Source organism: Streptomyces sp. NPDC000410 (assembly GCF_040300305.1).
In the GTDB taxonomy this organism is placed as follows: domain Bacteria; phylum Actinomycetota; class Actinomycetes; order Streptomycetales; family Streptomycetaceae; genus Streptomyces.
In genome coordinates this window covers 57,897-73,623 of the sequence record NZ_JBEPDM010000039.1, presented here as the reverse complement: position 1 = coordinate 73,623, position 15,727 = coordinate 57,897, and the positions used below count along the sequence as shown (strand labels likewise).

General features: G+C 72.0%; 16 protein-coding genes and 1 pseudogene. 5 read left to right on the top strand and 12 right to left on the bottom strand.

Annotated elements, in window-relative coordinates; genetic code table 11:
- Positions 1-91: 91 nt before the first annotated feature.
- From ABT342_RS29095 to ABT342_RS29080, 4 genes and pseudogenes are all read right to left on the bottom strand, one after another.
- Positions 92-645 (bottom strand): annotated as a pseudogene (locus tag ABT342_RS29095) (PA0049 C-terminal domain-containing protein); the annotation flags it as partial.
- Between the two features lie 27 nt (positions 646-672).
- Positions 673-1,077 (bottom strand): DNA-binding protein, encoded by a 405-nt coding sequence (locus tag ABT342_RS29090; RefSeq protein ID WP_351580268.1) that lies wholly within the window; start codon positions 1,075-1,077, stop codon positions 673-675.
- Positions 1,074-1,331 (bottom strand): ribbon-helix-helix domain-containing protein, encoded by a 258-nt coding sequence (locus ABT342_RS29085; protein ID WP_351580265.1) that lies wholly within the window; start codon positions 1,329-1,331, stop codon positions 1,074-1,076. The genes ABT342_RS29090 and ABT342_RS29085 overlap by 4 nt, the downstream gene beginning before the upstream one ends.
- 27 nt (positions 1,332-1,358) lie before the next feature.
- Positions 1,359-1,943 (bottom strand): TetR/AcrR family transcriptional regulator, encoded by a 585-nt coding sequence (locus ABT342_RS29080; protein ID WP_351580279.1) that lies wholly within the window; start codon positions 1,941-1,943, stop codon positions 1,359-1,361.
- Positions 1,944-2,053: 110 nt separating this feature from the next.
- Between ABT342_RS29080 and ABT342_RS29075 the strand changes: the two genes are divergently transcribed.
- Positions 2,054-4,558 carry a beta-glucosidase family protein gene (locus ABT342_RS29075; RefSeq protein ID WP_351580262.1) on the top strand — a complete coding sequence of 835 codons (2,505 nt, stop codon included), beginning with the start codon at positions 2,054-2,056 and terminating at the stop codon, positions 4,556-4,558.
- A gap of 43 nt (positions 4,559-4,601) precedes the next feature.
- Here the strand turns inward: ABT342_RS29075 and ABT342_RS29070 are convergent, their stop codons facing one another.
- Positions 4,602-5,513 (bottom strand): SGNH/GDSL hydrolase family protein, encoded by a 912-nt coding sequence (locus ABT342_RS29070; protein WP_351580259.1) that lies wholly within the window; start codon positions 5,511-5,513, stop codon positions 4,602-4,604.
- A gap of 251 nt (positions 5,514-5,764) precedes the next feature.
- Here ABT342_RS29070 and ABT342_RS29065 point away from each other — a divergent pair, with 251 nt between their 5' ends.
- The gene (locus ABT342_RS29065) at positions 5,765-6,259 is read left to right on the top strand and encodes a DUF3145 domain-containing protein (RefSeq protein WP_351580256.1); all 495 of its coding nucleotides are present in this window, start codon (positions 5,765-5,767) and stop codon (positions 6,257-6,259) included.
- Between the two features lie 275 nt (positions 6,260-6,534).
- On the opposite strand, the gene fabF is transcribed toward ABT342_RS29065, so the two are convergent.
- The 5 genes from fabF to ABT342_RS29040 all read right to left on the bottom strand — a co-directional run bounded on the left by fabF (position 6,535) and on the right by ABT342_RS29040 (position 11,420).
- Positions 6,535-7,797 carry a beta-ketoacyl-ACP synthase II gene (gene fabF, locus ABT342_RS29060; protein ID WP_351580253.1) on the bottom strand — a complete coding sequence of 421 codons (1,263 nt, stop codon included), beginning with the start codon at positions 7,795-7,797 and terminating at the stop codon, positions 6,535-6,537.
- A gap of 70 nt (positions 7,798-7,867) precedes the next feature.
- Positions 7,868-8,116: an acyl carrier protein gene (locus tag ABT342_RS29055; protein WP_351580250.1), complete on the bottom strand. Its 249-nt coding sequence runs from the start codon at positions 8,114-8,116 to the stop codon at positions 7,868-7,870.
- Positions 8,117-8,212: 96 nt separating this feature from the next.
- Entirely contained in the window at positions 8,213-9,214 is a 1,002-nt protein-coding gene (locus ABT342_RS29050) for a ketoacyl-ACP synthase III (RefSeq protein WP_351580246.1), read from the bottom strand.
- 17 nt (positions 9,215-9,231) lie between these two features.
- The gene (locus ABT342_RS29045; RefSeq protein ID WP_351580243.1) at positions 9,232-10,146 is read right to left on the bottom strand and encodes an ACP S-malonyltransferase; all 915 of its coding nucleotides are present in this window, start codon (positions 10,144-10,146) and stop codon (positions 9,232-9,234) included.
- 89 nt (positions 10,147-10,235) lie between these two features.
- The gene (locus ABT342_RS29040; protein WP_351580240.1) at positions 10,236-11,420 is read right to left on the bottom strand and encodes a PucR family transcriptional regulator; all 1,185 of its coding nucleotides are present in this window, start codon (positions 11,418-11,420) and stop codon (positions 10,236-10,238) included.
- A gap of 244 nt (positions 11,421-11,664) precedes the next feature.
- On the opposite strand from ABT342_RS29040, the gene ABT342_RS29035 reads away from it, so the two are divergent.
- Positions 11,665-12,324, top strand: coding sequence for a pirin family protein (locus ABT342_RS29035; RefSeq protein ID WP_351580237.1), 660 nt, complete (start codon positions 11,665-11,667; stop codon positions 12,322-12,324).
- Between the two features lie 15 nt (positions 12,325-12,339).
- Here the strand turns inward: ABT342_RS29035 and ABT342_RS29030 are convergent, their stop codons facing one another.
- Positions 12,340-13,164 carry a serine hydrolase domain-containing protein gene (locus tag ABT342_RS29030; protein ID WP_351580234.1) on the bottom strand — a complete coding sequence of 275 codons (825 nt, stop codon included), beginning with the start codon at positions 13,162-13,164 and terminating at the stop codon, positions 12,340-12,342.
- Between the two features lie 102 nt (positions 13,165-13,266).
- Here ABT342_RS29030 and ABT342_RS29025 point away from each other — a divergent pair, with 102 nt between their 5' ends.
- Positions 13,267-13,707 carry a MerR family transcriptional regulator gene (locus ABT342_RS29025; RefSeq protein WP_351580231.1) on the top strand — a complete coding sequence of 147 codons (441 nt, stop codon included), beginning with the start codon at positions 13,267-13,269 and terminating at the stop codon, positions 13,705-13,707.
- Entirely contained in the window at positions 13,704-14,717 is a 1,014-nt protein-coding gene (locus ABT342_RS29020) for an aldo/keto reductase (RefSeq protein WP_351580228.1), read from the top strand. Before ABT342_RS29025 ends, ABT342_RS29020 begins: the two co-directional genes overlap by 4 nt.
- An 86-nt stretch (positions 14,718-14,803) precedes the next feature.
- Here the strand turns inward: ABT342_RS29020 and ABT342_RS29015 are convergent, their stop codons facing one another.
- Positions 14,804-15,685, bottom strand: a complete 882-nt coding sequence (locus ABT342_RS29015; RefSeq protein WP_351580225.1) for a DUF4429 domain-containing protein — start codon at positions 15,683-15,685, stop codon at positions 14,804-14,806.
- Positions 15,686-15,727 lie beyond the last annotated feature (42 nt).

The following is a 15,727-nucleotide window of genomic DNA, read 5'->3' as shown; positions in this document are numbered from 1 at the left end:
TCCTCGTACTGGACGTACTTGGATGACTCCGACAACGCAGCGAGTGCGCGTGCCGGGCGTCGCGCGCCAGGCGGGATTTGTCAGACACGGCCTAGCGAGTGTCCGCCGCCACCGCCATCATCGCCCGGACCTGGGCGATGATGTCCAGCCGGTTCCGTACGAACTCGGGGTCGGTCACCGTGCCCGTCGCCGGGTTCGTGTTCCCCGCGCCGAATGCGAGGACCGGGGTGTGGACATGGCCGCCCGGCAGGGTGTCGTGCAGACCGAGCCGGTCGCGCGGCAGCGTGGCGCGGTAGGCGATCTCGTTGGAGAGACAGTCGCCGCCGCCTCCGGCACGGGCCGTCGAGCCCGGGGTCGGTCCCTGCGGCCGGACCACGGGGGTGGTGCCGCCCGCCGGGATCTCGGTGACCGAGGTGTTGTCGTACACCGGGAAGCGACCGGTGTCCTCGGCGGTGATCGCCGCGTACGGGAGCGTGGTCGAGGTCCACTGCGGCTGCGAGGCCGGGTCGCCGACCGGCACGGTCTCCGTCCGGGCAGGTTCTCGTTGTCGGGGAAGCCGCCGCGCCAGGCGCCGTTGGTGCGCTCGATGTCGAACCGGCCGACGCGGCCCCGGCTCACGGTGGTGAGCAGGTCGGTGTGTGGAAGCTACGGCGCGGAATCTTGTGGCCTCAATCAGACCTTGACGACGCGCACTCGGGGGCCGCAGAGCGTCGCGATGTCTTCCGGATCCGAGGTGAGCACGATGACGGGGCCGGGCAGGCTGAGCGCCGTGGCACACAGGATGGCGTCCAAGGCGTACTTGTGGCCATGCAGCCTGGCTGCGGCCAGGAGCTTGGACGCGGACCGTGAGATGTCCTCCGTGACCGGCACGACATCGATGCGGGACAGGACCCAGTCGAACCGCGGCTGCGCGATTCCCGGGTGCCGGGCTTCAACCGGGGTGATCGCACTGGTGGCAACGTGGGTGCGCTGGTCCCTGGCGCGGCTCACCAGGGCGATGACACGGCTGTCGTCGGCGACGAGTTTGGACAGGCCCTCGCAGTCCAGGACGACGGTTCCCCCTTGCGTGAGGTTCATGCGGCCGACGGCTCCGCGCCCGGTTCGGGCTGTCCGTCGAGGACTTCGGCGGCCCAGGCGAGGTCCTGATCGGACAGCGGGCCGAACCGAACCTCGTGGTCGTCGACGATCTCGCTGAGCTTGTCCATGGCCATCTGCTGGCGTACCGCTTCGGTGACGTACGCGGAGAAGCCGCCAGAGCCGACCTTGGCCTTCACCGTCTCGGCGAGATCCTCGGGGATGCTGATCGAGTACTTGCGCGTGGAACCGCTCATACCGGCACGTTACCACCGGCGGTAGCATCACTGTCTCCGGCCGCCGGAACTGCCACCCAGAAGCGCGAGGAAGTCCCGGAACGCGCCCGGCATGTCCACCGACTCCGGGTCCAGCAGCCACTGGTACTGCAGTCCGTCCATGACGGCCGTCAGCAGCGGAGCCGCCCGCTCCGGGGTGAGCCCGCCCGGCAGCCGGTCGCCGTACTCGGCGCGCAGCACGGTCGTCATCTCCGTACGCACCTGCTCATAGCGGCGCGTGAAGAACTCCCGGGCCGGATGGTCCTCGGTGACGCTCTCGCCGAGCAGCGCGGAGAACGTCTGCACGATGCCGGGCCGCATCGCGTTGTACTCGACCAGCGAGGCGAGCAGCTCCGGGCGCCAGCCGCCGGGAGAGCGGTGCGCGCCCGAGGTGTCCCACTGGTCGCGCTCCTCCAGGACGGCGACGAGCAGCGCGTCCTTGGTGGGGAAGTAGTGCAGGAGCCCCTGCTGGGTGAGTCCGACGCGCTCGGCCACCGCGCCCAGTGACGCGCCCCGGTAGCCGCGTTCGGCGATCACTTCGAGGGTGGCGCGCAGGATTTCCGCGCGTCTCTCCTCGCTCCTGGCCCTGGCCATCGTCCGCTCGCCCCGTTCCGTTCCGCTCATCCGCCAGCAGGACCGTACGCCATCCATAAAGTCACAGGAAGATGACGAACCCTACCGACCTACAGGTTCAGGGGTCCAGTATGGGAGCACCCACACCACGTCAACGAGGAGGCACGGCCGTGGCAGACGACACCCCCGCCCCCGTCCCCGCACCCGACCACACCGACGCGGTCGAGACCGCCCTCGGCAAGCTCGACCTCGACGCCAAGGCCCGGCTGCTCGCGGGCCAGGACATGTGGTCGCTCCCGGCCCTCCCGGAGATCGGCCTGAAGTCCCTGGTGATGTCGGACGGCCCGATCGGCGTCCGTGGGGTGCGCTGGACCGCCGACGACCCGTCCGTCGCCCTGCCCTCACCGACCGCGCTCGCCGCCACCTGGGACCCGGCCCTCGCCCGCCGCGCCGGGCGGCTCCTCGCCCAGGAGGCCCGCCGCAAGGGCGTCCACGTACTCCTCGCACCCACCGTCAACCTGCACCGCTCGCCGCTCGGCGGGCGCCATTTCGAGTGCTACTCCGAAGACCCGTACCTGACGGGCGAGATCGGCACCGGATACGTCGCGGGCGTCCAGGACGGCGGCGTCGGCACCACCGTCAAGCACTTCGTCGCCAACGACGCCGAGACCGATCGCTTCACCGTCGACAACGTCATCGCGCCCAGGCCGCTGCGCGAGCTCTACCTCGCCCCCTTCGAAGCCATCGTCGAAAACGCCCACCCCTGGGGCATCATGGCCGCCTACAACCAGGTCAACGGCGCGACGATGACCGAGCACAGCCACCTCCAGAACGAGGTCCTGCGCGGCGAGTGGGGCTTCGACGGGTGCATCGTCTCGGACTGGATGGCCGCCCGCTCGACGGTCGGCGACATCCTCGGCGGCCTCGACGTCGCGATGCCCGGCCCCCGCACGGTGTACGGGGACGCCCTCGCCGCCGCCGTCCGCAGCGGTGAGGTCGAGGAGTCCGTCGTCGACGGAGCCGTACGCAGCGTCCTGCGGCTGGCCGCCCGCGTCGGCGCCCTGGACGGGGTGGAGCCCGCCGTCACCGAGCCGCCGGCCGCGATCGACGGCCAGGCCCTGGCCCGCGAGATCGCCCGCCGCGCCTTCGTCCTCGTACGCAACGAGGGCGGGGCCCTGCCCGTCGACCCGGCCCGGGTGCGCACGGTCGCCCTCATCGGCGCCGCCGCCCGCGACGCCCGCGTCCTCGGCGGCGGCTCCGCCACCGTCTTCCCCGAGCGGGTCGTGTCGCCGCTCGACGGCCTCACCGCCGCGCTGCCGCCCGGTTCGCTGACGTACGCCGTCGGCGCGGACCCCAGCGACGAACTCACCCCCGCCGACCAGGGCTTCTCGCTGCGCGCCGTCTGCCGCGACGCGTCCGGAGCCGTGATCGGCGAGGGATCGTTGCCCGGCGGCCAGGTGCAGTGGATCGGCGACGACCTGCCCGAAGGCGTCAGCCACGAGACCCTGCGCTCCGTCGAGGTCATCGGCACCTTCACCCCGCGCGAGAGCGGCGAGCACGCCTTCGGCACGCGGGGCCTCGGCGGTTTCGCGCTGCACGTGGGCGAGGAACTGCTGTGGGAGGGCGTGCAGGAGCGGGGCGGCGAGGCCGACCCGTTCGAGGCGTTCTTCGGCGCCCCCGTCGAGCGCGGGCGCGTCACGCTCACCGAGGGCGAGACCGTCGAGGTGTCCCTGCGCCACACGCTCGGCGACGCGGCCGCGGCCCCGCTCCCGGCGGTCATGTTCTCCTTCCTCCACCGCGGGCCGCGCCGCGACCCGGACGCGCTCATCGACGAGGCCGTGGCGGCCGCGCGGGCCGCCGACACAGCCGTCGTGGTCGTCGCCACCACCGAACGGGTCGAGTCCGAGGGCTTCGACCGCACCGATCTGCGCCTCCCCGGCCGGCAGGACGACCTCGTACGGGCCGTCGCCGCCGCCCAGCCGAACACGGTGGTCGTGGTGAACGCGGGCTCCCCGGTCGAACTGCCCTGGCGCGACGACGTCGCCGCGATCCTGCTCACCTGGTTCCCCGGCCAGGAGGGCGGAGCCGCCCTCGCCGACGTACTCCTCGGCACCGAGGAACCCGGCGGCCGGCTCCCCACCACCTGGCCCGCCGCCCTCGCCGACGCCCCCGTCACCGACGTCACCCCGGCCGATGGTCAACTCTTCTACACCGAAGGCGTGTTCATCGGATACCGTGCCTGGGACAGGACCGGCCGGGTCCCCGCGTACCCCTTCGGGCACGGACTCGGCTACACCACCTGGGACTACGAGTCCCTGGAGGCGACCCCCGCCACCGCCACGGTCCGCGTCCGCAACACCGGCACCCGCCCCGGCCGCGAGACGGTCCAGATCTACCTCGCCCCGGAGGCACCCGAGACGGACGCCGCCGAGCGCCCGCAGCGCTGGCTCGCCGGCTTCGCCACGGTCGAGGCGGCCCCTGGGGAGAGCGTCGACGTGGAGATCCCGCTGCCGCGCCGCGCGTTCGAGATCTGGGACGAACAGTCCGGTTCCTGGACCTTCGTCCCCGGTCCGTACCAGGTCCGGGCCTGCCATTCCCTGCACGACGCCCGTCTGACCGCCACACTGGAGGTCTGACCCACAGTCACCCCGGGGCGGCACCTGACAGCCGCCCCGGGGTTCACCTCACGGCCGTGACGTTCCGGTACGCGATCTCCGCCAGCCGCGCCTGACCGTCCTTGCTCGGATGGAACCAGTCCCAGCGGCTCAACTGCTTGCCCTCGAACCGGTAGGCGAACACGTCCCCGCCGTCGTACCGGCAGCGCGCGTCCTTCGCGCAGACACTCCTCAGCGCCTCGTTGTACGCCACCACCCGCTCCTGCACCCGCGCCCGGCGCCGCTGCGCCGCCTCACCCATGTCGTCCGCGTCGTCCAGCATCGAGGCACAGATCCCCAGCTTCCAGACCTGCTTGCCCAGCGGACTGCCACGCCCCGTCGACCAGAGCCGCTTCAGGTCCGGCACGCTCGACACGTACACCTGCGCCTTGGGCGCGGTGCGCCGCAGCGTGCGCAGCGCGGCCTCGAACGACGCGGTGAAATCGGCGACCGGGGTCATCAGCTCCGGCGAGTTCCGGCAGGCGTCATTGGCGCCCACCATCACCGTCACCAGCTCGGGCCGGTGCGCGGCGGCTTCCGTCATCTGCCCGGGAAGCTCCGCCATCCGGGAGCCGGACCGGGCGTGGTTCCAGCTGCGCCCGGCCGCCGCCGTCGGCCCGAGCAGCCGCAGCGCCAGGCTGCCGACCTCGGGGTCGGTGCCGGTCGCCCACGACACCTCCGGGCAGTCGGCGAGCACCGCGCAGGCGTCGAAGCCGCGGGTGATGGAGTCGCCGACAGCGGCGACGGAGGCAGGGCTGCGGTCCCACACGGGTGTGGGGGAGGGGCTGGGCCGTTTCGGCGGGGCGCTGTGCGAGGCGGGCGCGTCCGCGGTGCACCCCGGCAGCGCGGCCAGCAGCGAGAGCATGGCCGCCACGGTCAGCGCGGCCGGGGCGCGGCCCCTTTGACCCGTACGGCGGTTCCCCCGGCTTTCACGCATCCCCCGGCCCCTCCAACGATGGCGTCCTGGCGGGTGAAAGGTTGGTGCGTACGGACCCCCGGACCGACGGTACGTCACCCCTCCGCCCCCGCCGCACGATAGCTTTTCCCCGTCGACCCAGAGGCACCCGGCCCCCCGGCTCCGGTAAATTACATCACGTCACATGCTGTCCGTTTTGTGGAGTTTCACTCCCGATGCTGTTTACTGAGGCCGCTGGGAAAGGCGAACCTCGTCCCACACTGGAGGTCCCGGTGACGACACGTGGAGTTCTGTACGTTCACTCCGCACCGCGCGCGCTGTGCCCGCACGTCGAATGGGCGGTCGCGGGCGTACTCGGAGTGCGGGTCCAGCTCGACTGGATCCGCCAACCCGCGTCCCCCGGCACCTGGAGAGCCGAATTCTCCTGGCAGGGCGAACCGGGCACGGCCTCCAAGCTGGCCTCCGCCCTGCGCGGCTGGCAGATGCTCCGCTTCGAGGTCACCGCGGAGCCCTGCCCCACGGCGGAGGGCGAGCGCTACAGCGCCACCCCCGAACTCGGCATCTTCCACGCCGTCACCGGCATCCACGGCGACATCCTCATCCCCGAGGACCGCCTGCGGGCGGCGCTCGCCCGCTCGGCCCAGGGCGAGACCGACCTGGAGGCGGAGATCGCCCGCCTCCTGGGCAAGCCCTGGGACGACGAGCTGGAACCCTTCCGCTACGCGGGCGAGGGCGCGCCGGTGCGCTGGCTCCACCAGGTGGTATGACGGGGGGCTGCCGCGCCCCCGCCGGCCCCCGCGGGGCCGCTCCGCGACGGCCGTGTCCTCAATCGCCGGAGGGGCTCCAAAGGAGCCCCTCCGGCGATTGAGGAGCGGGGGTCCGGGGGCGGAGCCCCCGTAACGGGGGCTGGGGCGCAGCCCCAGTTTCGGGAAGGGGCGGGGCGGGGACAAAGCCCGCCGCAGGCGCACCGGTCGAGGCGCCCGCACGACATGGGTGTGGCCCGTCTCCCGAGGGGAGACGGGCCACACCCATGTCCAGGTCGTCAGACCGTCCGGAACGCCAGCACCACGTTGTGGCCGCCGAAGCCGAACGAGTTGTTGATCGCCGCGATCGTGCCCTCGGGCAGCGCGCGCGGCTCGCCGCGGACGATGTCGGCGTCGATGTCGTCGTCGAGCTCGTCCACGTTGATGGTCGGCGGAGCGAGACGGTGGTGCAGCGCCAGGACCGTCGCGACGGTCTCGATGCCGCCCGCGCCGCCCAGCAGATGACCGGTCATCGACTTGGTGGCGGAGATCGCCACATGGTCGAGGTCGTCGCCCAGCACCTTGCGCAGTGCCTTGAGCTCGGCGGTGTCACCCTGCGGGGTGGAGGTCGCGTGCGCGTTGAGGTGGACCACCTCGGACGGCTTCAGACCCGTGTTGTCCAGCAGGTTCTGCACCGCGGCCGCGACACCGCGGCCCGTCGGCTCGGGCTGCGCGATGTGGTGGCTGTCCGCGGACAGACCCTGGCCCAGCACCTCGCAGTACACCTTCGCGCCACGCGCGGCGGCGTGCTCGGCCGACTCCAGGACGATCACACCGGCACCCTCGCCGAGGACGAAGCCGTCACGGGCCTTGTCGTACGGACGCGAGGCCTTCTCGGGCTCGTCGTTGTTCTTGGACATCGCCATCATGTTGGCGAAGGCCGCCACCGGCAGCGGGTGGATCGCCGCCTCGGTGCCGCCCGCGACGACGACGTCGGCGCGGCCGGTACGGATCATCTCGACGGCGTAGCCGATCGCCTCGGCGCCGGACGCGCAGGCCGAGACCGGGGTGTGCACGCCCGCCCGGGCGTTCACCTCCAGGCCGACGTTGGCGGAGGGGCCGTTGGGCATCAGCATCGGCACGGTGTGCGGGGAGACGCGGCGTACGCCCTTCTCCTTCAGCACGTCGTACTGGTCGAGGAGCGTGATCACACCGCCGATACCGGAGGCGATGACCGCGCCGAGCCGCTCGGGGGAGATCTTCTCGTCCTCGCCGGCCGGGGCCTTGTAGCCGGCGTCGGCCCACGCCTCACGGGCGGCGATCAGCGCGAACTGGGCCGAGCGGTCCAGCTTGCGGGCGAGCGGCCGGGGCAGGACCTCACCCGGGTCGACCGCCGCGAGGGCGGCGATACGGACGGGCAGGTCGGCGAAGCGTTCGTCCTCGAGGGGGCGGACGCCGGAGCGTCCCGCGATCAGACCTTCCCAGGTCGATGCGGAGTCGCCACCCAGCGGTGTGGTTGCGCCGATACCGGTGACGACCACGGTGCGATTGGTCGAGCTCACAGGAATTCTTTCTCCACGGTCTATGAGGTTTCGTGAATCAGCGGCGCCACCGCCGGGTGGCGTACCTGAATCAGTCCTGGTTCTTCAGGATGTAGTCGGCGGCGTCGCCGACGGTCTTGAGGTTCTTGACGTCCTCGTCCGGGATCTTGACGTCGAAGCGCTCTTCGGCGGCGACGACGACCTCGACCATGGACAGCGAGTCGACGTCCAGGTCGTCGGTGAAGGACTTGTCCAGCTGGACGTCCTCGACCGGGATACCGGCGATCTCGTTGACGATGTCGGCGAGACCGGCGACGATCTCTTCCTGCGTGGCGGCCATGTGGCGCTCCTTCGGTGTGTAGCAGAGGGTTGAACTGGCGTTGCCCCGGAAACCCGGAGTCCGGAGGACCGGAGCCCGGAAGGTCCGGAAACCTGCCTAGGGGAGGGTAACGACCGTCGCGGCGTAGACGAGACCCGCCCCGAAGCCGATGACGAGCGCGGTGTCGCCGCTCTTCGCCTTCCCGGTCGCCAGAAGCCGCTCCATCGCGAGCGGAATCGAGGCGGCCGAGGTGTTGCCGGTGGTCTCCACGTCACGGGCGACCGTGACGTGCTCCGGCAGCTTCAGAGTCTTCACCATCGAGTCGATGATCCGCATGTTCGCCTGGTGCGGAATGAAGACGTCCAGGTCGTCGGCGGTGATCCCGGCCGCGTCCAGCGCCTGCTGGGCGACCTTCGCCATCTCGAAGACGGCCCAGCGGAACACCGCCTGGCCCTCCTGCGTGATGGCGGGGAACCGCTCGACGCTGCCGTTACGGTAGTCCGTCCACGGCACGGTCTGCTTGATGGTCTCCGACTTGTCGCCCTCGGAGCCCCATACGGTCGGGCCGATCCTCGGATCCTTCGAGGGGCCGACGACGACCGCGCCCGCGCCGTCACCGAACAGGAAGGCCGTCGCACGGTCCTCCAGGTCGGTCAGGTCGCTGAGCCGCTCGACGCCGATGACGAGGACGTACTCCGCGGAGCCCTCGACGACCATGCCCTTGGCCAGGGTCAGGCCGTAGCCGAAGCCCGCGCAGCCCGCGGAGATGTCGAACGCGGCCGGCTTGACGGCCCCGATCTTGTCCGCGATCTCGGTGGCGACGGCCGGGGTCTGCTTGAAGTGCGAAACGGTGGAGACGATCACGCCACCGATCTGGTCCGGGGTCAGCCCGGCGTCGGCGATGGCCTTGCCGGCCGCCTCGACCGACATCGCGGTCACGGTCTCGTCCTCGGAGGCCCAGTGGCGGGTCGAGATGCCCGAACGTGAGCGGATCCACTCGTCGGAGGAGTCGATCGTCTCGAGGATCACCTCGTTGGGCACGACACGGGTGGGGCGGTAGCCGCCGACACCCATGATGCGTGCGTACGGGGAGCCCTGGCTGGGCTTGATCTTCGACATGCTGTCTCGGCTCCTTGTCAGGCTGTGTGCTCTGCGAAGAGCGCGCGCGCCGCGTCGAGGTCGTCGGGGGTCTTCAGCGCCAGCGTCTGCACGCCCGGCAGGGCACGCTTGGCGAGACCGGTGAGCGTACCGCCCGGGCACACCTCGACGAGCGCGGTCACACCGAGCGCCTTGAAGGTCTCCATGCACAGGTCCCAGCGGACCGGGTTGGCGACCTGGCCGACGAGACGGGAGACGACCTCGGCGCCGGTGGCGACGGTCTGCCCGTCCTTGTTGGAGACGTACGCGACCTTCGGGTCGGCCGGGACGAGCTCGCCGGCGGCGGCCTCCAGCGCCTTGACCGCGGGCGCCATGTGGTGCGTGTGGAACGCGCCGGCCACCTTGAGCGGGATGACCTTGCGGACACCCTCGGGCTTGTCCTCCGCCAGGGCGGCGAGCTGCTCCATGGTGCCCGCGGCCACGATCTGGCCCGCGCCGTTGACGTTCGCCGGGGTCAGCCCCAGCTTCTCCAGGTGCGCGACCGAGACCTCCGGGTCGCCGCCGAGCAGCGCCGACATGCCGGTCTCGGTGACGGCGGCGGCCTCGGCCATCGCCAGCCCGCGCGTCCGTACGAGACGCATCGCGGCCTCGTCGTCGAGTACGCCCGCGAACGCGGCGGCCGTGATCTCACCGACGCTGTGTCCCGCGACGGCGCCGGGGTTCACGGTCTCCAGCGCGGCGGCGGACAGCAGACCGGCCGCGACCAGCAGCGGCTGCGCCACGGCGGTGTCGCGGATCTCGTCCGCGTCCGCGTTCGTGCCGTAGTGGACGAGGTCGAGATCGATGGCAGCGGACCAGGACCGAAGACGGTCTTCGGCACCGGGGAGGTCGAGCCAGGGAGTCAGGAAGCCGGGCGTCTGAGCGCCTTGGCCGGGAGCGACGAGTACGAGCACCCTCACACTCTCTCTTGCGGACGGCCCGGCCCGCCCGTGGGGACAGGGACCAAGAACCGTCGGGGGAATTGTTGGTGTCCGACAAAATCCTAGAGCTGCTGATCTCCGTCTACCAGACGCCCAAGGATGAGCGCGATCCGCAAGGTGAACGCCGAGCGGACATCGGAGGGTGACCATCCGGTGACATCAGTCACACGTCGGAGCCGGTAGCGAACGGTGTTGGGGTGGACGAAGAGCATCCGGGCCGCGCCTTCGAGACTGCTCGCCTGCTCCAGATAGACGCTCAGGGTCTCCAGCAGCGCCGAGCCCGCCTCCTCCAGCGGTCTGTAGATCTCCTCCACCAGCTGCTCGCGCGCCGCCGGGTCTCCCGCGATGGCGCGCTCCGGCAGCAGATCGTCCGCCAGCACCGGGCGCGGGGCGTCCTGCCAGGCGGAACACGCCTTCAGCCCGGCCGCCGCGGCCTGCGCGGACCTGGTCGCCGCCAGCAGATCGGGCACGATGGGCCCGGCCACGACGGGCCCCGCGGCGTACGGCCCGATCAGCGCCCTGGCCACGTGGAGAGGGTTGTCGCTGCCGCCGGCGATGACGACGAGCCGGTCGCCGAGGACCCCGGTCAGCACCTGGAGCTTGGCGTGCCGGGCCGCGCGGCGGATCGCCTCCACGGTCAGCTCGCTGTCGCCGTCGGGCGCGGTGCCGAGGACCACGCACACGTGCTCCGGCGAGTTCCAGCCGAGCGCCGCCGCCCTGCTGACGGCGCCCTCGTCGGCCTCGCCGGACAGGACCGCGTTCACGACGAGCGATTCGAGCCGGGCGTCCCAGGCGCCGCGCGCCTCGGCGGCCTGTGCGTACACCTGTGCGGTGGCGAAGGCGATCTCCCGGGCGTAGACGAGCAGCGCCTCGCGCAGGATCGACTCGTCGCCGGGCGCGGCGACCTCCTCGATCGCCGACTCCATGACCTCGATGGTGGTCCGCACCATCTCCACGGTCTGGCGGAGCGTGATGGCCCGGGTCAGCTCGCGCGGAGCCGTCCCGAAGACGTCCGTCGAGATCGCCTGCGGGGTCTCGGGGCGCCGGAACCACTCCGTGAACGCGGCGATACCGGCCTGGGCGACCAGCCCGATCCACGACCGGTTCTCCGGCGGCATCGCCCGGTACCACGGCAGCGTCTCGTCCATGCGGGCGATGGCATTCGCGGCGAGCCGCCCGGAGGACTGCTCCAGGCGCTTCAGGGTCGCGGAGTGCGGGTGGGCGGCGTTCGCTGCTGGTTCTGGCACGGGGACAAGAGTGCCTTATCGGGGCGGGTGCGGGGGGTGGCGGGTCGGACGGCTGGGATGTCCAGCCCGTCCGGCGATTGAGGACACGGCCGAAGGCCGTACCGGGGGTCTGGGGGCTTGCCCCCAGTTTTCGGGAAGGGGCGGGGCGCAGCATCGATGTGCGGCTCCGCCGCGTGGCCCGCCGCAGGCGCCCGACCACTCGCGCCCCACCCATCGGGCCGGGCCGGGCTCTACCGTAGAAGGCGTGATTTTCGTACGGCGCTCCGGAGAGCGCTACCGCGGTGGGGACGAGTCCGCCGGTATCGAGTCCCTGCACGCCTTCTCCTTCGGCGGCTTCTACGACCCCGACAACCTCCGCTTCGGCGCCGTCCTCGCCTGCAACGAGGAGCGCCTCGCCCCCGGCGCCGGTTTCGACGAGCACCCGCACAGTCACACCGAGATCGTGACGTGGGTCGTCCAGGGCGAGCTGACCCACCGCGACTCGGCCGGGCACGCCACCGTCGTACGGCCCGGGGACGTGCAGCGGCTCAGCGCCGCCGGTGGCGTACGGCACATCGAGCGCAACGACGCCGGCGTACCGCTGACGTTCGTGCAGATGTGGCTCACGCCGAAGGAGCCGGGCGGGGAGCCGTCGTACGAGGTCGTGCGCGGAATCGCCGACTCGACGCCGTACGCCCTGCCCGAGGCGGGCGCGATGCTGCACGTACGGCGGCTCGCGCAGGCCGAGCGGACCGCCGTGCCGGACGCGCCGCACGTCTACGTCCACGTCGTACGCGGTGTGGTGCGGCTGGACGGCCACGACCTGGGGCCCGGGGACTCCGCGCGGGTCACGGACGCGGCCGGTCTGGAGCTGGTCGCCGCCGCGGCCGGTTCGGAGGTCCTGATGTGGGAGATGGCGGGCTAGGGGGTGTCTTGTGGATCAGCCCCGCGACCCGGCGAGCTCCGCGAGCACCGCGTCCGTGAAGGGCGGCCACGCCTCGATCGCCCACGGCCCGAAGGCCCGGTCGGTCAGCGCGACGCACGCGGCGCCGGCGTCCGGGTCGATCCACAGGAACGTACCGGACTGGCCGAAGTGCCCGAACGTACGCGGCGAGGACGTCGCACCCGTCCAGTGCGGGGACTTGGCGTCGCGGATCTCGAAACCGAGACCCCAGTCGTTGGGCTTCTGGTGCCCGTAGCCGGGCAGGATCCCGGACAGTCCGGGATGGACGACGGACATCGCCTCCAGGACGGTCCGCGCGTCCAGCAGCCGCGGCGCCTGCACCTCCGCGGCGAACCTCACCAGGTCGTCGACGGTCGAGACGCCGTCCTTGGCGGGTGAGCCGTCCAGCGCCGTGGCCGACATGCCGAGCGGCTCCAGCACGGCCTGGCGCAGATACTCGGCGAAGGGGATGTCGGTCGCCTTGGCGATGTGGTCGCCGAGCACCTCGAAACCGGCGTTCGAGTACAGCCTGCGGGTGCCGGGCGGGGCCGTCGCCCGGTGCTCGTCGAAGGCCAGCCCGCTGGTGTGCGCGAGCAGATGACGGACCGTCGACCCTTCGGGACCGGCCGGCTCGTCGAGTTCGACCGCGCCCTCCTCGTACGCGACGAGCACGGCGTACGCGGCGAGCGGCTTGGTCACCGAGGCCAGCGGGAAGCGGTGCGCGGTGGGGCCCTGCGCGGCGACGACGGTGCCGTCCGCGCGGACGACCGCGGCGGCCGCGGTCGGGACGGGCCAGTTCTCGATGAGGGCCAGGCTCTGCATGCGTACGAGCGTACGTGTCCGTTCGGGGCGCGCGGCGAGGGCCCCTGCGGCACGCTGGTATCGCTTGCTTGGAGTGCACTCCAACCTTCTAGCGTGGAGGTCATGACGGTGCTGGAATCCGCTCCCCCCGCCCATCCCCGGCCGGCCGGACGCGATCACTACACGATCTCCGAGGTGGCCGCCTGGACCGGGCTGAGCGCGCACACCCTGCGCTGGTACGAGCGCATCGGACTGATGCCGCACATCGACCGCTCGCACACCGGCCAGCGACGGTTCCGCAACCGCGACCTCGACTGGCTGAGCTTCGTCGGCAAGCTGCGGCGGACCGGAATGCCGGTCGCGGGCATGGTCCGCTACGCCGAGCTGGTGCGCGAGGGTGACCACACCTTCGAACAGCGCCAGGAACTGCTGGAGGACACGCGCCGGGACGTACGGATGCGGATCGCGGAGCTCCAGGACACCCTCGCGGTACTCGACCACAAGATCAGCTATTACGCGGACGGCGCCCATTGCGGGGCGCCGGAGAGGGCGCACACCTCATGACGAACGGCAAGATCGAGAAAGTACGGCTGGGCACGGAAGGCCCCGAGGTCGGGGTGCAGGGCCTCGGCTGCATGGGAATGAGCGAGTTCTACGGGGACACGGACGAGGCGGCGGCCCGCGACACCCTCGACGCGGCGCTGGAGGCGGGCGTCACGCTCCTCGACACCGCCGACATCTACGGACGCGGCGCGAACGAGGAGTTCCTGAAGCCCTTCGTCGCCGCGCACCGCGACGAGATCACCCTGGCGACGAAGTTCTCCATCGTGCGCAGCGACGACCCCTCGTACCGGGGCATCCGCAACGACCGGGCGTACATCCGGGGGGCCGTGGAGGGGAGCCTGCGCCGGCTCGGGGTCGAGACGATCGACCTCTACTACATGCACCGCCGCGACCCGCAGGTGCCGTTCGCCGAGTCCGTCGGCGCGATGGCCGAGCTGGTGCGGGAGGGCAAGGTCAGGCACCTCGGACTGAGCGAGGTCACCGGCGCGGAGCTGCGCGAGGCGCACGCCGTGCACCCGATCGCGGCGCTGCAGTCCGAGTGGTCGCTGTTCAGCCGGGACATCGAGGTGAGCGCGGTCGGCGCGGCGGCGGAGCTGGGCGTCGCCCTGGTGCCGTACTCGCCGCTCGGCCGGGGCTTCCTGACCGGTTCGTTCGCCAACGCCGACAGTGACCTGTCGGCCGGCGACTTCCGCCGCTTCATGCCGCGCTTCACCGGGGACAACGCGGCGGCCAACGCGGCGCTGCTGGAGCCGGTCCACAAGATCGCGGCGGCGCACGGGGTGACCGCGGCGCAGGTCGCGCTCGCGTGGGTGCAGGAGCGGGCCCGGGTGCACGGCCTCACGGTCGTCCCGATCCCGGGCACCCGCAAGCGCTCCCGCCTGGCGGAGAACGTCGCGGCGACCCGGCTCGCCCTGAGCGCGGAGGACCTGGCCCTGCTGGAGCCGATCGCGTCCCGGGTCACGGGCGACCGCTACGCCGACATGTCCTTCACGTCGGCGTCCCGCGAGTAGCCGGGCGACGCGGGGTGGCCCCGGCGGCCGGGGCCACCCCGCGTCGTGCCGGGCCGCTCGCTCCCCTGGCAGGGGCGGTCAGGTCCCTACAGCTCCGCCAGCAGCTCCGCCTTCTTCAGGGTGAACTCGTCGTCCGTGACCAGTCCCGCCTGGTACAGCTCGCCCAAGTGCCGTATCCGCTCCGCGATGTCGGCCGGGTCCCGGCGCGCCGGGTGGGCGGCCGGGGCGGGGGCGACGGGCGCCGGGGAAGCGCCGCGGACCGCTTCCAGGATCGCCGCCGCGAACGGCAGGGACTCGTGCACCGGGCCGTAGCCCAGGCCGAAGACGACCGCGTCCGGGTCCTGGTCGGGGCGCGGGGGCCGGGCCCCGTCGGGCGCGTCGCGGCGCAGCAGGCGCAGATGGCCGTCGAGGCCGTCGGGGGAGCGCCATTCGACTCCGGCCAGCTCGGAGACCGCGAAGGTCTGGTCGCCGGCCTTCCACTTCGCCGACGAGGCGCCCGTCCAGAACCACCGGAAGGCCACCTTGTCCCCGTCGAACGTGGCCTTCCCGTCGTACGCCTTGAACTGCCGCGGCGCCCCGACCGACGACACCGGATACGGCCCGGCGCACAGCGGGTCCGCGGCCGGCTCGGCGGGCAGCGCGGCGCGCAGCTCGTCGGCGTAGTACTCGGCGAGCGTCTCGCGGTCGGCCGGCAGCACCAGCCGGTACGGGTCGTTGCCGTCCTTCAACTGCCCGGCGGCCGCCTCCATCAGAGGATCGACACCGGGTCTCGGCACCGCGTGCAGCACCACGGTGCCGCGTTTGCCCGGGGAGAGGGTCACCGACTGCAACGCTTCATGGGGGATGCGTCGTTCGCCCAGCGCCAGGAAGAGCTTCGGCGTACCGCGAGACCCCCGTGTGAAGCGGATGAGCACGGCGTCCGGTTCGAACTCCCAGGTGGCATGAATTCCGGCCAGCACATCACCCATACGCCTCATCGTATGCGGCGTGCGCCCGCGCGTCGCCACCCC

Coding starts and splice junctions, on each gene's coding strand:
- ABT342_RS29030 (WP_351580234.1), bottom strand. CDS start 13,164: ATGCAGAGCCTGGCCCTCATCGAGAACTGGCCCGTCCCGACCGCGGCC.
- ABT342_RS29055 (WP_351580250.1), bottom strand. CDS start 8,116: ATGGCCGCCACGCAGGAAGAGATCGTCGCCGGTCTCGCCGACATCGTC.
- ABT342_RS29090 (WP_351580268.1), bottom strand. CDS start 1,077: ATGAACCTCACGCAAGGGGGAACCGTCGTCCTGGACTGCGAGGGCCTG.
- ABT342_RS29015 (WP_351580225.1), bottom strand. CDS start 15,685: ATGGGTGATGTGCTGGCCGGAATTCATGCCACCTGGGAGTTCGAACCG.
- ABT342_RS29020 (WP_351580228.1), top strand. CDS start 13,704: ATGACGAACGGCAAGATCGAGAAAGTACGGCTGGGCACGGAAGGCCCC.
- ABT342_RS29085 (WP_351580265.1), bottom strand. CDS start 1,331: ATGAGCGGTTCCACGCGCAAGTACTCGATCAGCATCCCCGAGGATCTC.
- ABT342_RS29025 (WP_351580231.1), top strand. CDS start 13,267: ATGACGGTGCTGGAATCCGCTCCCCCCGCCCATCCCCGGCCGGCCGGA.
- ABT342_RS29075 (WP_351580262.1), top strand. CDS start 2,054: ATGGGAGCACCCACACCACGTCAACGAGGAGGCACGGCCGTGGCAGAC.
- ABT342_RS29050 (WP_351580246.1), bottom strand. CDS start 9,214: ATGTCGAAGATCAAGCCCAGCCAGGGCTCCCCGTACGCACGCATCATG.
- ABT342_RS29080 (WP_351580279.1), bottom strand. CDS start 1,943: ATGGCCAGGGCCAGGAGCGAGGAGAGACGCGCGGAAATCCTGCGCGCC.
- ABT342_RS29070 (WP_351580259.1), bottom strand. CDS start 5,513: ATGCGTGAAAGCCGGGGGAACCGCCGTACGGGTCAAAGGGGCCGCGCC.